At 71.1% G+C, this 14,645-nt stretch carries 12 protein-coding genes; 3 read left to right on the plus strand and 9 right to left on the minus strand.

Annotated elements, in window-relative coordinates; genetic code table 11:
* Window positions 1-80 precede the first annotated feature (80 nt).
* The 7 genes from B3G12_RS01270 to glyA all read right to left on the minus strand — a co-directional run bounded on the left by B3G12_RS01270 (window position 81) and on the right by glyA (window position 7,007).
* Window positions 81-1,283, minus strand: a complete 1,203-nt coding sequence (locus B3G12_RS01270) for a YihY/virulence factor BrkB family protein (protein ID WP_126874920.1) — start codon at window positions 1,281-1,283, stop codon at window positions 81-83.
* Window positions 1,270-1,842: a 2'-5' RNA ligase family protein gene (locus B3G12_RS01275; RefSeq protein WP_055083486.1), complete on the minus strand. Its 573-nt coding sequence runs from the start codon at window positions 1,840-1,842 to the stop codon at window positions 1,270-1,272. Before B3G12_RS01275 ends, B3G12_RS01270 begins: the two co-directional genes overlap by 14 nt.
* A gap of 63 nt (window positions 1,843-1,905) precedes the next feature.
* Complete coding sequence (gene trpS, locus B3G12_RS01280) at window positions 1,906-2,934, minus strand: tryptophan--tRNA ligase (protein ID WP_055083484.1); 1,029 nt, start codon at window positions 2,932-2,934, stop codon at window positions 1,906-1,908.
* 183 nt (window positions 2,935-3,117) lie between these two features.
* Window positions 3,118-3,957, minus strand: a complete 840-nt coding sequence (locus B3G12_RS01285; RefSeq protein ID WP_055083482.1) for an exodeoxyribonuclease III — start codon at window positions 3,955-3,957, stop codon at window positions 3,118-3,120.
* Between the two features lie 59 nt (window positions 3,958-4,016).
* Window positions 4,017-4,553, minus strand: a complete 537-nt coding sequence (locus B3G12_RS01290) for a hypothetical protein (RefSeq protein WP_126874922.1) — start codon at window positions 4,551-4,553, stop codon at window positions 4,017-4,019.
* Between the two features lie 275 nt (window positions 4,554-4,828).
* Complete coding sequence (locus B3G12_RS01295; protein ID WP_094393553.1) at window positions 4,829-5,719, minus strand: bifunctional methylenetetrahydrofolate dehydrogenase/methenyltetrahydrofolate cyclohydrolase; 891 nt, start codon at window positions 5,717-5,719, stop codon at window positions 4,829-4,831.
* Window position 5,720: 1 nt separating this feature from the next.
* Window positions 5,721-7,007: a serine hydroxymethyltransferase gene (gene glyA / locus B3G12_RS01300; RefSeq protein WP_055083476.1), complete on the minus strand. Its 1,287-nt coding sequence runs from the start codon at window positions 7,005-7,007 to the stop codon at window positions 5,721-5,723.
* Window positions 7,008-7,266: 259 nt separating this feature from the next.
* Between glyA and B3G12_RS01305 the strand changes: the two genes are divergently transcribed.
* Together B3G12_RS01305 and B3G12_RS01310 are read left to right on the plus strand one after the other, a co-directional pair.
* Window positions 7,267-10,623 (plus strand): beta-phosphoglucomutase family hydrolase, encoded by a 3,357-nt coding sequence (locus tag B3G12_RS01305; protein ID WP_144942399.1) that lies wholly within the window; start codon window positions 7,267-7,269, stop codon window positions 10,621-10,623.
* A gap of 117 nt (window positions 10,624-10,740) precedes the next feature.
* Window positions 10,741-11,274: a gamma carbonic anhydrase family protein gene (locus B3G12_RS01310; protein ID WP_126874924.1), complete on the plus strand. Its 534-nt coding sequence runs from the start codon at window positions 10,741-10,743 to the stop codon at window positions 11,272-11,274.
* A 238-nt stretch (window positions 11,275-11,512) separates the two neighbouring features.
* Here B3G12_RS01310 and purH read toward each other — a convergent pair whose 3' ends face one another.
* Window positions 11,513-13,123 (minus strand): bifunctional phosphoribosylaminoimidazolecarboxamide formyltransferase/IMP cyclohydrolase, encoded by a 1,611-nt coding sequence (purH, locus tag B3G12_RS01315; RefSeq protein WP_055083470.1) that lies wholly within the window; start codon window positions 13,121-13,123, stop codon window positions 11,513-11,515.
* Window positions 13,124-13,298: 175 nt separating this feature from the next.
* A complete protein-coding gene (gene purN, locus B3G12_RS01320; RefSeq protein WP_055083468.1) occupies window positions 13,299-13,892 on the minus strand; it encodes a phosphoribosylglycinamide formyltransferase in 594 nt (197 codons plus the stop codon).
* A gap of 86 nt (window positions 13,893-13,978) precedes the next feature.
* Between purN and B3G12_RS01325 the strand changes: the two genes are divergently transcribed.
* Window positions 13,979-14,623: a hypothetical protein gene (locus B3G12_RS01325; RefSeq protein ID WP_153245895.1), complete on the plus strand. Its 645-nt coding sequence runs from the start codon at window positions 13,979-13,981 to the stop codon at window positions 14,621-14,623.
* The last annotated feature ends 22 nt before the right edge of the window (window positions 14,624-14,645 follow it).

Here is a 14,645-nt window from a genome sequence, read left to right on the forward strand (position 1 = left end):
TCTCGCGCACGACGCCGCCGCCGTCGTGGTGAGCGCGGCTACCGGTCGCGGGGCGTCGCGGCGTTGCAGATCGCGTTGTCCTAGGAGACCGCGTCGTCGTCAGCGGACACCGTGTGGGAACCGGCGCGGACCGCGCTGCTGCCGGCGCTGGGGCTGTCGAAGCGCACGGCGGGTTCCATGCCCCTGCCCCGGGCCGCGTTCGGCAGGGAGGCGGCGGCGACGACCGTGACGGCGCGGTCTTCGCGCTCGGGCTGGGCACGCGCCCCGCGGATGTCCGCCTGCACCACCGCACCGGCGGCGGCCGCGAAGAGCAGGATCTGCCCGTAGAGGTTGAACCACAGCAGCACGCCCACGAGCACGGCGGCCGAGAGCACGTACGGGTTCTGTCCCACGCGCCCGATGATCTCGCTGCCGCCGTAGCGCAACGCTTGAGAGCCGACGGCACCCACGATCACCGTGACGAGCAGCGCCCTGCGGTGCAGTGCCAGCTGCGCCACGCCCCGCACGAGCGAGAGGCTCATGAGCACGTCCACGAGCAGGCCCACACCGAAGATGATCGCGGACTTTCCCCCGCCGTCCAGCAGGGGCTGCACCCGTGTGAGACCGATGCTGCCGAGCCAGCGGATCACACCGTCCACCGCACCGGAGGCGAAGACGCTCACAGTGGCGGAGGCGAGCAGCAGGACGCCGATCACCACGAGCCACGCGAGGTCCCGGGGCACGGCCGCGAGCGGGACCCCAGGGGCCGGCGGGAGCTCGAACATCCGGCGGGTGGCAAGGCGCACCCCGGCCACCCAGCGCCACGCGGTGAACAGCAGCACCGCCACGGCCACCGTGGACGCCACAGTGAAGGGCCCCGTGTTCTCGAGCAGGGTCAGGGGGATCACTCCGCCGCGGCCGTCGCCGGTGTCCAGCAAGCCGGGAATGTTGCGGATCAGCCCCTCCACCAGCGTCTGCTGCAGCGGCGAGTCGGTTCCCAGGAATGTGGCGAGCCCGGCGAAGAAGATCACGAGCAGGGACGTGGAGGCGAAGAGCAGCTGGTACGCGAGCCCGGCCGCCATGAGCGGGCCGCCGTGGAACATGTAGTGCGAGACCAGCCGCACGGGGTAGAAGGCCATGAAGCGGGCGAAGAGCCACGCAAAGAAGGCCCCCAGGCGCCGTGGTGCCGGTGCGTGGCGGGAGGCCAGGTCCCGCCGGACGGCCCGCAGCCTGTGGTGTTCCGCCACCAGGCCAGCCCGGTCCACGAGCGCCGGGACCACCGGGGGCGGCTCAGGGGCCGTCACGGTGCCCCACCGCTTTCGCACCGAAGGGGACCTTGTCGCGGACGTGCCAGGCCCCGTGCTCGTCCGCCTCGTAGAGGTCGATGTGGTCCACCATGAACCCCGCGCGGTAGGTGCGCAGCATGGCCTGTGCGCGGTTCAGGTCGTCCTCCGTGGTGCCGTGCGCCAGCGTCACGTGGGGGTGGAAGTCGAAGGGGGACGCGGAGCGCATCGTGTCCCCGTGGAGCTCGCGGTGCAGCCGGACGCACTCCTCGAAACCGCGCCCGATGCGCAGGTAGACCACGGGTGTCAGCGGGCGGAACGTGCCGGTGCCGTCGATCTCCACGTGGAAGGGCTCCCACCCGGAGACCACGTCCCGGACGTGGGCCACGAGCTCGTCCCAGTCCTTGCCGCGGGTGGAGATCATCAGGGTGATGTGGGCGGGAACGGTGCCGGCCTGGGTGTCCCCGAAGGATGCCCGCCAGTCCTGCAGCTCCCTGCCCAGGGGCTCGGGCAGGCGGATGACCACGCCGGCGTACACCTGCCCGGGTCGCACGGTGGGAGAGATGTGACCCTCGCTCACGCGATCCTCCTCAGTTCAGCCGCGTCCCACAGTATCCCACCGGCGTGATCGCACACACGGTGCTCAGACGCCGGGTAGGAACCCCATCCGGTCGTAGACCTCGCGCAGGGTCTGGGCGGCGATGCCCCGCGCCTTGTCCGCGCCGCGGGCGAGCAGACGGTCCAGTTCAGCGGGGTCGTCCAGCAGCTCCTGCGCGCGCTTCTGGATGGGGTCCAGGGTCTGGGTGACCACCTCCGCGAGGTCCACCTTGAGGTGGCCGTACATCCTGCCCTCGTACTCGGCCTCGAGCGTGCCCACCGGCGTGCCCGTGAGCGAGGAGTAGATGGTGAGCAGGTTCGAGATGCCCGGCTTGGCCTGCCGGTCGAATCGCACCTCGGTGCCGTCATCGGTCACTGCGGACTTGATCTTCTTGGCGTTCTTCTTGGCCGGGTCCAGCAGCCGCACGAGCCCGGCGTCCGACGGCGCGGATTTGGACATCTTCGCCGTGGGGTTCTGCAGGTCGTAGACCTTGGCGGAGTTCTCCAGGATCTTGGCGTCCGGCACGGCAAAGGTCTCCCCGAAGCGGGAGTTGAAGCGCTGCGCGAGGGTACGGGTCAGTTCCAGGTGCTGACGCTGGTCCTCCCCCACGGGCACCTGGTTCGCCTGGTACACGAGGATGTCCGCGGCCATCAGCACCGGGTAGGTGAACAGGCCCACGGTGGTGTTCTCCGCTCCCTGCTTCACGGATTTGTCCTTGAACTGGGTCATGCGCGCGGCCTCGCCGTAGCCCGTGATGCAGTTGAGCACCCACGAGAGCTGCGTGTGCTCGGGCACCTGGGACTGGATGAGCAACGTGGAGCGCTCCGGGTCGATGCCCGCGGCAATGTACTGCGCGGCGGTCACCCGGGTGCGCTCGGACATCGTGGCCGGGTCCTGACCCGTCGTGATCGAGTGCAGGTCCGCCACGAAGAAAACGCAGTCGTTGTCGTCCTGCATGTCCACCCAGTTGCGCAGCGCCCCCACGTAGTTGCCCAGGTGCAGGCTGTCCGCGGAGGGCTGCACACCCGAGACGACGCGCGGTACCGCGCGGTGCTGCGTGCTCTGTTCGGTCATGGTGTTCCGGCTTCCTTCTCGGTCGTTGTTCTGGAGTGCGTGGCGCAGGGGGCGACGACGCCGCGGGGCCACCGCGGCGTCGTCCTCGTGTGTATGGAGTGGCCTTCCTGTACACCGTGCCCGGGACCGGCCCCCGGGAGTCACCGGGCGCATCGGCGGCGGAGTCTCACGGGCGCTCGACGCTCAGGCCAGGCGGTAGTCGACCACGAGCGGGGCGTGGTCGGAGAAGCGGGTGTCATAGGAATCGGCGCGGTCCACCACGGCCTCGGCCGCGAGCGCGGCGAGGCCCGGGGTGGCCATCTGGTAGTCGATGCGCCAACCGGCGTCCGTGTCGAACGCCTTGCCGCGGTAGGACCACCACGTGTACGGACCGGGCACGTCCCCGGCGAGGCTACGGGCCACGTCCACGTAGCCCACGTCCCCGAAGAACCGGTCGAAGTAGGCGCGCTCCTCGGGCAGGAAGCCCGCGTTCTTGACGTTCCCCTTCCAGTTCTTGATGTCCAGCTCAGTGTGGCCCACGTTGAGGTCCCCCACCACGAGGGCGTGGTCGCTGCGCTCGGCGAGCTGCGGCAGGCGGGTGAGCATGGCCTCCAGGAAGCGGTACTTGTCCTCCTGCTTGAGGGTGTCCACCTCGCCGGAGTGCACGTACGCGGAGACCAGCGTGAGGTTCTGTCCGTTGGGCAGCCGGACGTCGTTCTCGATCCAGCGCCCGGAGTCGTCGAAGTACTCCTCGCCGATGCCCACACGGGACTCCACCGGCAGCAGGGCGCCGTCGAAGGCGTCTCGGCGCGTGGCGATGGCCACCCCGGCGCGGCCCTTGGCCGCGGCCTCGGTGTGCCGCACGTCCCAGACGTCCTCGTCCAGCAGCTCGCGCGTGATCTTGTCCGGAGCGCGCACCTCCTGCAGGCACAGCAGGTCCACCCCGCGCGGGGCGAGCCAGTCCGCCATGCCCCTGCGGTACGCCGCGCGGATGCCGTTCACGTTCACCGTGGCAATGCGCACCGTCTGCCCTGAATCCGCCATGTCCGTCCGTCTCCTCGTGGTTCCTGCGCGTTGGTCGTTCGTACCGGTGGGGGCCGGTCTCAGTCCTCCACGGTACCGCTGACCGGCGTGCCGGAGTCCTTGAGACTGCGCAGCCCGTTGGCGGCGGTCATGTCGATGGTCTCCAGCGCGCGCTGGACGTGCTCGGCGTCCGGGTCCGGCGAGGAGAGCTGCTCCTTGACCACCTTGGACTGCACCAGGATCACCTGCATGCCGTGGGCGAGCTTCTCGTCCCGCAGGGACTGCCCAGGGCCGGCGGCCGCAGCGGACGTGGCGGGGGCCCGCCCGTGCTGCGCGCGCAGCTGCTCCTGCGCCTGACGCATCTGCTCGCGGCCGAATACCGCGGCCTTGTGCACCATCCACAGTGCCCACACGGCGAGCATGAGCCACCCGAGCGCGATGCCCGCCAGCACCCAGCCCAGCAGGGAGTTGGAGTGGGCCGCCTGGATGAGGGCCACCGCGAAGATCACCACCAGCACGGCGAGACCGATCACCGTTCCCCACAGGGCGGTGCGCCCGGTGCGGGGGCCCTGGGCGGAGGCGGCGGTGTGGGCGTTCGAGGATCCGATCGGCTGCATGGGGCCATTGTCTCAAAACCCGCGGTGCGCGCCGAATTCTGCCCCGCTCTGATCCATGTCCTGCGCCGACTTCCGTCCCGAGTCGGGCGCGAACCCGCAAACACGAGATGTGGGCCTCGCGGTGCCGGCCGAACGAATGGCATGCCACCGCGGGACCAGCCGTGCGACGTCCTCGTGCCCGGAGGGTTCCCGCACATGACAACGCCGCGGGGCCCTCGCGGACGAGGCGGCCCCGCGGCGTCGGGCACCGGGGTGTGGTGACGGTGTGCTGGTGCTCAGGCGCCCTCGGAGACTGCCCGCTCGCAGGACTCCACCACGTTGACGAGCAGCATGGCCCGCGTCATGGGGCCGACACCGCCCGGGTTCGGGGAGATCCAGGAGGCAGTCTCCGCCGCCGCCGGGTCGATGTCGCCGGTGAGCTTCTTCTTGTCGGTCTCCGGATCCACCACGCGGGAGACGCCGACGTCCAGCAGCACGGCGCCCGGCTTGATCTGGTCCGCACCCACCATGTGCGGCCGCCCGGCGGCTGCCACCACGACGTCCGCCTGCGCGAGCAGCTCGGGCAGGTTGGTGGTCCCTGTGTGCGCGAGGACCACTGTGGCATTGACCGGCTTGCGCGTGAGCAGCAGCCCGATGGGCCGCCCCACCGTGACACCGCGTCCGATCACGAGCACCGTGCGGCCCGCGAGCTCCACGCCGTGGCGCGTGAGCAGCTCCACGATGCCGTTGGGCGTGCACGGCAGCGGAGAGGTCATGGGCTCGTTGACGTTGAGCACCAGGCGTCCCAGGTTGGTGGGGTGCAGTCCGTCCGCGTCCTTGGCCGGGTCGATCCGCTCGAGGATCGCGTTGGTGTCCATGTGCTCGGGCAGGGGCAGCTGCACGATGTAGCCCGTGCACCGGGGGTCCTCGTTGAGCTCGTCGATCACCTGCTCGAGCTCCTCCTGCGAGGCGTCCGCGGGCAGCTCCCTGCGGATGGAGGCGATGCCCACCTGCTCGCAGTCGCGGTGCTTGCCCGCCACGTACGAGCGCGAGGCGGGGTCGTCCCCCACGAGGACCGTCCCGAGGCCGGGCACCACGCCCTGCTCCGCGAGCCGTGCCACACGCTGCGCGAGCTCGGACTTGATCTGTGCGGCAGTGGCCTTGCCGTCCAGGACCTGGGCCGTCACCTCACCACTCCTCGAGGCCGGGGTACAGGGGGAACTGCCCGGTCAGCGTCTCCACGCGCGAGCGCAGGGCCGCGATGTCCGCACCGGGCTTGAGCGCCTCGGCAATGATGTCCGCGACCTCGGTGAACTCCTGCGCGCCGAAGCCGCGCGTGGCGAGCGCCGGGGTGCCGATCCGCAGCCCGGAGGTGGTCATGGGCGGGCGGGGGTCCCACGGCACCGCGTTGCGGTTGACGGTGATCCCGGCCTGGTGCAGGAGGTCCTCCGCCTGCTTGCCGTCCAGCTCGGAGTCCCGCAGGTCCACGAGCGTGAGGTGCACGTCCGTGCCCCCGGTGAGCACGGAGACGCCGTGCTCAGCGAGGTCCGGGGAGACGAGGCGATCGGCGAGGATCTGGGCACCCTCGATGGTGCGCTGCTGGCGCTCGGCAAACTCCTGCGACGCGGCGATCTTGAAGGCCACGGCCTTCGCGGCGACGGCGTGCATCAGCGGCCCGCCCTGCTGGCCGGGGAACACCGCGGAGTCGATCTTCTTCTTCAGGTCCGCCTCGCACAGGATCACACCGGAGCGGGGTCCGGCGAGGGTCTTGTGCACGGTGGAGGTGGTGACGTGCGCGTGGGGCACCGGGTTCGGGTGCAGCCCCGCGGCCACGAGACCGGCGAAGTGGGCCATGTCCACCCACAGCTTCGCGCCGACCTCGTCCGCGATGGAGCGGAACGCGGCGAAGTCCAGCTGCCGGGAGTACGCGGACCAGCCGGCCACGATCACCGCGGGGCGGGCAGCCAGGGCCTGCTCGCGCACCTGGTCCATGTCGATCCGGTGGCTCTCAGGGTCCACTTCGTAGGCCGCGATGTTGTAGAGCTTGCCGGAGACGTTGATCTTCATGCCGTGGGTCAGGTGGCCGCCGTGGGCGAGCGAGAGCCCCATCAGCGTGTCACCGGGCTGCATGAGGGCGGCCATCACGGCGGTGTTCGCCTGCGCGCCGGAGTGGGGCTGCACGTTCGCGTGGTCCGCGCCGAAGAGCTTGCACGCCCGGTCGCGGGCGAGGTTCTCCACGACGTCCACGTACTCGCAGCCGCCGTAGTAGCGGCGGCCCGGGTAGCCCTCCGCGTACTTGTTGGTCAGCACGGAACCCTGCGCCTCGAGCACGGCCCGCGGCGCGAAGTTCTCGGAGGCGATCATCTCGAGCGTCGAGCGCTGGCGGCCCAGCTCGTCCTCGATGGCCTGGGCGACGTCCGGATCCACCTCTGAGAGCGGCTGGTTGGTCACGGAATGTCCCGGGGATTGCGTCATGCTCCACCTTCTCTGTGCGCTGTAGGGTCCGCCCCAGCATATCCGGGCCACCCCCGTTCGCTGCCCCGCCGGGGGCCCATCATGTCATGTGGTACCGGGAGGTCACATGAGGGTAACGTGTGTGTAGGTACCGCGCGCGTGCCAGCTGTCCGCGCGGAGCCCCGCGACGATGCCGGGCCACGGCCCTCGACCAGTGAACATGCGCACCCGCAGCACCCGATCCAGGCCCTCATTTCCCCGTGCTAGGAGTTCCCGCACCGTGAACGCTCTTCCCACTGCCCCGTTCACCACGGCCATGCCCCGCGTCGCGGACGGACCCGTCCTTTCCCACCCGGTGGACGTGCTGCGCACCTCCTACTCCGCGGTGATCTTCGACATGGACGGCGTGGTCACGGACACCGCCAGCGTGCACGCGCGCGCGTGGAAGAAGCTGTTCGACGAGCTGCTCGCGGACCCTCGCCTCGAACCCGCCCAGGAGGGCGACGAGGTGGACCGCTCCCCCTTCGACATGGTCGCCGAGTACCGTACGTACGTGGACGGACGACGCCGCGAGGACGGCGTGCGCGCCCTGCTCGCCGCGCGCGGCGCAATGCTTCCGGAGGCCGAGAACCGCGAGGACCCGCAGCCCGGAGACTGGACCGTGCAGGGCCAGGCCGCGGCCAAGGACGGCTACTTCCACGAGGAGCTCGACGTCCACGGCGTGCGCGTGTTCGACGGCACCGTGGCGCTGATCGAGCGGCTGCGCGAGGGCGGGGTCCCCGTGGGTCTGGTGACCGCGAGCCGCAACAGCGACGTCGTGCTGGCGGCGGCCGGGCTGCGGGACTCGTTCGACCGCATCGTGGACGGCAACTGGGCCGCCGAGCACGATCTCCCGGGCAAGCCCGCGCCGGACACCTTCCTGGAGTGCGCCCGACTGCTGGACGTGGACCCGGCCAACAGCGTGGTCGTCGAGGACGCCGTGGCCGGCGTGCAGGCCGGCGCCGCGGGGGGCTTCGCGCTCGTCGTGGGCATCAACCGGGACGGCGCCCGCGAGCGGTTGTACCGGGCCGGCGCGCACGTGGTGCTCAACGACGTCGGTGAGCTGGACCTGGGCGCGCGGCGCACCGATCCCTGGGCACTCGTCTTCGACGGCTTCGACCCCGCGTCCGAGCCCCGCCGCGAGGCGCTGCTCACCCTGGCCAACGGCTACATGGGTGTGCGCGGCGCCGCGTGCGAGTTCCCGGCGAACTCCGTGCACTACCCCGGCACGTACCTGGCCGGCGTGTTCAACCGCGTGCTCAGCCACCTCAACGGGCGGGACGTGGAGCACGAGTCAATGGTCAACGCCCCCAACTGGCTGCACCTGGACCTGCGCTTCTCCGAGGGCCAGTGGTGGTCCGAGGGCGGGCTGGTTCCCTCGCACGAGCGCGAGGAGCTGGACCTGCGCCGCGGGCTGCTGACCCGCACGCTCGTGCTCACGGACGCGGACGCCGATCCGAACACGGACGAGCCCGCCCGCAGCCTCGAGATCATCCAGCGGCGCCTGGTTTCGCTGCGCCACCGCCACCTGGGCGCGCAGGAGACGCGGATCGTCTCGCGAGGCTACACCGGGCGCCTGCACGTGCGCACGGGCGTGGACCCGGCCGTGACCAACAGCGGCGTGGCCGAGTACCGCGAGCTCAACGCCCACCACCTGGTGCTGCTGGAGTCCACCACGCTGCCGGACGAGCACGAGACCCTGCTGTCCCTGGTGCGCACGTCCCAGTCCAAGATCGAGATCGCGATGGCCCAGCGCACACGCGTCGACTCCGAGTCGCCTGTGCGCGAGCGCCGCGAGGTGCGCCCCGGCGGCATCGAGTTCCGCCGCCACACCGTGCAGATCTCCCCGGAGGCGCCGGTGCTGGTGGACAGCACCACCGCCGTGGTCACGAGCCGCGACGCCGCGATCGGCTCCCCGCGCGAGGGCGCCCTGGCGGAGCTGAACCGCACCCCGTTCGGCGTGCGCAAGCTGCTCGCGTCCCACGAGATCGAGTGGGCGCGGCTGTGGGACCGCTACGAGGTCACCCTGGAGTCCGCGGAGGACACCCCCCAGCATCTGAGCACCCAGCTGGCGGTGCGCACGCACCTCTTCCACGCCGCACAGACGCTGGCCCCTCACCTGTCGCTGCGCGACGCGGGTGTCCCCGCCCGCGGTCTGCACGGCGAGGGCTACCGCGGCCACATCTTCTGGGACGAGCTTTTCATTCTGCCCGTCATCAACATGCGCCAGCCGCACGTGACCCGCTCGCTGCTCTCCTACCGTTGGCGCCGGCTCGCGATGGCGCAGCAGCGCGCGCAGGACATCGGCCTCTACGGCGCGGCGTTCCCGTGGCAGTCCGGCTCGGACGGCCGCGAGGAAACCCCGCCGGAGCTCTACAACCACCACTCGCACCGCTGGCTGCCGGACAACTCCTGGCGCCAGTTCCACGTGGGCCTGGCGATCGCGTACAACGCGTGGCTGTACTACGAGTCCACCGGGGACATCGACTGGCTCTCGGGCCACGGCGCGGAGCTGATCATCGGCATCACCCGCCTGTTCGCGTCCCTCGCGGAGTACGACTCGCACGACGGCAAGTACCACATCGCGGGTGTCATGGGCCCGGACGAGTACCACGACGGCCCGGCGGGCCAGCACGGCGGAGGACTCAAGGACAACGCGTACACCAACGTGCTGGCGTCCTGGCTGTTCCGCCACTCGGCGCACATCTTCCACGACATGGTCGAGCACCAGCGCGAGGAGCTCGAGTCGCGCTTCGAGATCTCCGCGCGGGAGGTGCAGACCTGGCTGAACATGGCCAAGAACATGTACGTCCCGTTCAACGCGGACGGCACGATCGCGCAGTTCGAGGGCTACGACGACCTCCTCGAGCTGGACTGGGACTTCTACCGCAGCAAGTACCGCAACATCGGCCGCCTGGACCTGCTGCTGGAGAACGAGGGCGACCTCACGAACAACTACAAGCTGTCCAAGCAGGCGGACACCATCATGCTCGTCTACCTGCTGGGTCCGGACGGCGTGATCGAGGAGCTGGCCCGCATGGGCTACACCACGGACCTCGACGCCGTGCAGCGCACCGTGGACCACTACATCGCGCGTTCCTCCAACGGCTCCTCGCTGTCCCGCGTGGTCAACGCGGCGGTGCTCGCGTGGCTGGACCCAGACCGCTCCTGGGGCTCCTTCCAGGACTCGCTCATGATCGACATGGACGACACCCAGGGAGGGACCACCGGCGAGGGCATCCACCTCGGGGCGATGGCCGGTTCCGTGGACGTGGTGACCCGCGCCTACGCCGGGCTGCGCGTGCGCGGGAACTGGCTCGAGTTCCAGCCCGCCCTGCCCCGCGAGCTCGACGCCGTGGACTTCACGGTGCTCTACTGCGGCCAGGTGATCGAGGTCTCGCTGGACCACGACATCCTTGAGCTCGAGGGCGTCTCTGTGAAGGCCGCGCCCGTGACCATCCACGTCAACGGCGCCGAGTACGTCCTCAAGGGCGGGCAGAAGATCTCCGTGGCGCTGCGCCACCGGGAATCCCGCCGTCCCGAGAAGGCCATGGCAGCGCTCAAGCGTCGCTTCGTCTCGGACGAGGGCCGCGACTGAGCCTCCCGGCACCGCCGACGACGACGCCGCCCCGCCACCGTGCGGGGCGGCGTCGTCGTCCGCACCACGGGACACCACGCCCCGGCGTGAGGAGCATCCCGCACTATGCTGTGACGCATGACACCGCAGCACGAGCCCCTGATCCTGCCCTACGGCCCCCACCGCCCGTCCGTGGCGGAGACGGCGTTCGTGGCACCCACCGCAACCCTCATCGGCGACGTCACGGTGGGTCCCGGTTCCGGGGTGTTCTACGGGGCCGTGGTGCGCGGTGACCGCTCGCCCATCCGGCTCGGGGCGAACTCCAACCTGCAGGACAACGTGAGCGTCCACTCGGACCCGGGCCATCCCACGACGATCGGCGAGCGGGTGAGCGTGGGCCACGGCGCCGTCGTCCACGGTTGCACGCTCGAGGACGACGTCCTGGTGGGCATGAATGCGACCGTGCTCAACGGCGCGGTGGTGGGCAGCGGCAGCCTGATCGCCGCCGGGACCGTTGTGCTGGAGGGTCAGGTGGTCCCGCCCGGCTCCCTCGTGGCGGGGGTCCCCGGGAAGGTGCGGCGCCAGCTCACCGAGCAGGAGCGCCACGGGGTGAGTCGCAACGCGCAGAACTACATCGGTCTCTCCCGGGAGCACCGGGCACTGAACTCCTGAGCGCACCTGCCCCCTGAACTCGCTGACCTGCTGAATGGGCCGGGCCGAATTCTGAGCACGCTGAACTCTGAACGGGCCGACCGGCCCCGCAACGCCAGAGGCCCGCACCCCCGTGAGGGACGTGCGGGCCTTCTGCGTACCTGTGCCGTGTGCTTCCGGAGGCCCAGCGCAGGTGGAGCACCATAATCAGGACCGGGGCGGGCGGTGTCAGCCCAGGCGGGGACGGCTCAGTGGATCATCAGTGGAAGAAGTGCCGCGCCCCGGTGACGTACATGGTCACGCCGGCCGCTTCGGCCGCCGCGACGACCTCCTCGTCCCGGATGGAGCCGCCGGGCTGGACCACGGCCTTCACACCGGCGTCGAGCAGCACCTGCAGCCCGTCCGCGAACGGGAAGAAGGCATCCGAGGCCGCCACGGCCCCGCGGGCGCGCTCGGCACCATCCTCGGCAAGCGTGTTGGCCCGCTCCACGGACAGCCGGCACGAGTCCACGCGGTTGACCTGGCCCATGCCGATGCCCACGGAGGCGCCGTCGTGGGCGAGCAGGATGGCGTTCGACTTCACGGCCCGCAGGGAGCGCCACGCGAACTCGAGGTCCGCGAGCGTCTGCTCGTCCGCGGGCTCCCCGGAGACAAGGGCCCAGTTCGCGGGGTCGTCGCCCTCGGCGTCCAGGCGGTCGGCCTGCTGGAACAGCGTGCCGCCGGACACGGCACGGTACTCGAGCGGATCGCGCGTGAAGTCCTCGGGCAGGGTGAGCAGCCGGATGTTCTTCTTGGCCTGCAGCACCTCCAGCGCCTCGGGCTCGAAGCCGGGGGCAATCACGACCTCCGTGAAGATCGGCTTGAGGTTGCGCGCCATCTCCCCCGTGACCGTGCGGTTCGCGGCCACCACTCCGCCGTACGCGGACAGCGGGTCGCACGCGTGGGCCTTGAGGTGGGCGTCCGCGATCGGGTCGGCCGCATCCGGGGTCGCCACGGCCACGCCGCACGGGTTGTTGTGCTTGACCACGGCCACGGCGGGCTGCTCGTAGTCGTAGGCGGCGCGCACGGCGGCGTCCGCGTCAACGTAGTTGTTGTAGGACATGGCCTTGCCGTGCAGCTGCTCTGCCTGGGCAACACCCGGGGACGCGGCGTCGTTGGTGTACAGCGCAGCCTTCTGGTGCGGGTTCTCGCCGTAGCGCAGGGACTCGGCGCGCTGCAGCGCCAGCCCGGCGTAGGGCGGCCAGAAGTTGGCCTCGGGGTCGTGGTCGAACTGCTGGGCCGTCCACGTGGCCACCGCGGTGTCGTACGCGGCGGTGTGGGCGAACGCGGCGGCCGCGAGCTTCTGGCGGGCCGCGAGGTCGTAGCCGCCCTCGTGCGCGGCGCGCACGACGTCCGGGTAGCTCGCCGGGTCCACGACCACGGAGACGGCGGCGTGGTTCTTCGCCGCCGCGCGCACCATGGAGGGCCCGCCGATGTCGATCTGCTCCACGACGTCGTCCTGGGCAGCGCCCGAGCGAACGGTGTCCTGGAACGGGTAGAGGTTCACGATCACGAGGTCGAACGGGTCGATTCCGAGCTCCTCGAGCTGGTCCTCGTGCTCCTGCTTGCGGCGGTCCGCGAGGATTCCCGCGTGCACGCGCGGGTGCAGGGTCTTCACGCGCCCGTCCAGGCACTCCTGGAAACCGGTGACCTCGGAGACCTCGGTGACGGGCACGCCCGCAGCCTGGATGGTCTTGGCGGTGGAGCCGGTGGAGACAATGTCCACGCCGGCGTCGTGCAGCCCGCGCGCGAGGTCCTCCAGACCGCTCTTGTCGTAGACGGAGACCAGTGCCCGCTTGAGCGGCACGCGGTTCAGGTCGGAAGTGTTCACAGACTCTCCAGTGCAGACGTGGGTTCAAGTGCAGCGGTGCCGCCCGGGCGGGGAGCGCGGTGGACACCGCTGGTGTGGAGCTGGGGTGGGACGGCGACGTCGCCCGCGGGTCCTCCCCGCGCCCCTCGCCATGCAGAGAGGGCCGCCGGAGGTCCTGCGGACCGCCCGTTCCAGTCTACGGCCGCGCCCCAGGGGCCTGCGCGCCGTCGTGCTCACGCGCCAGGCGTGCCAGCGTGCTCACGAGCAGCTCCCGCTCCGCGGCCTTGATGCGCTCGTGCAGCTCGCCCTCGGTGTCCTGCTCGGCGACGGGCACAGCCACCTGGGCGAGGACCGGTCCGGCGTCCACGTCCGCGACGACCTCGTGGACCGTGGCACCCGTGATCTTCACCCCGTAGGCCAGGGCGTCGCGCACCGCGTGGGCACCGGGGAAGGAGGGCAGCAGCGAGGGGTGCGTGTTCACGATCAGGCCGGGGAACGCGGCCACGAACTCGGCGTCCACGATCCGCATGAACCCCGCGAAGACCACGCGGTCCGGGTGGTGGGACGCCACAGCACGCTGCAGTGCGCGGTTCCAGTCCGCGCGGTCGACGTGCTCGCCGGGCGGGACGACGAACGTCGCGATGCCGGCGGACTCCGCGCGCTCCAGTCCCTGGCAGGGCTTGTCCGCGCCCACCGCGACGATCTCCACCGGTTCCTCCCCCGCGTGCAGGGCGTCGAGCATCGCCTGCAGGTTGGTGCCGGAGCCTGAAACGAGAACCACTAAGCGCATGGACCCATGCTATCGGTGCGCCACACCCGGCGCGCTGCGCCGCCGGGGGGCATGGGCTGCCCCGCGCCTCCCCTACAGTGGAGGGCATGCACGAATCCGGCCCCCGGGGCACAGCACCGCACGACCAGCGCCCGGGCGGCCCGGCCACGGGCCCCCGCCAGGACGGCTCCGGATGGGTCCGGCTCGCCACGGCGGGCGCCGGCCTCTCCGTCCTGTCATCCGCCCTCGTGATGGGCGGGATCTGGTCCACGGCCGCGGGAGTGCTCGCCGCCGTGACGGGAACCGTCCTCGCCCTCGTGGCGCTCGTGCGCTCCCGGGGCACCACCTCGCGCGGGGTCGTGACGGCCCTGGCCATCCTCGCGATCGCGTGGGGCGTGCTCAACGCCGTGGGCGGCGGCACGCGCCTGGTGGTCTGGCCCGCCAGCGAGGCGTTCCAGCAGTGCACCGAGAACACGCTGACGCTGTCCTCCACCGAGCGCTGCGAGCAGCAGCTCACCGACAACGTGTGGCACCACTTCTCGGGCACCCCGCTGCAGACGGGTTTCCCGCAGGACTCGGCGTCCCCGACCGCCGGCCCGAACGCGTCCCCCGGTGCAGACGCCAGCGCGGATCCCAGCGCGAGGACGACCTCGTCCGCCACCCCCGGGTCGGACCCCACCACGGCCTCACCCTCCGCGAGCGCCTCTGCCACTCCCTCGCCCACACCGACCACGAGCCCCACGGACCGCTGAGCACTGGCTGGAGGGCCCGGGA

The sequence above is a fragment of the Kocuria sp. UBA5001 genome, from assembly GCF_002398425.1.
Lineage (GTDB): Bacteria > Actinomycetota > Actinomycetes > Actinomycetales > Micrococcaceae > Kocuria > Kocuria salsicia.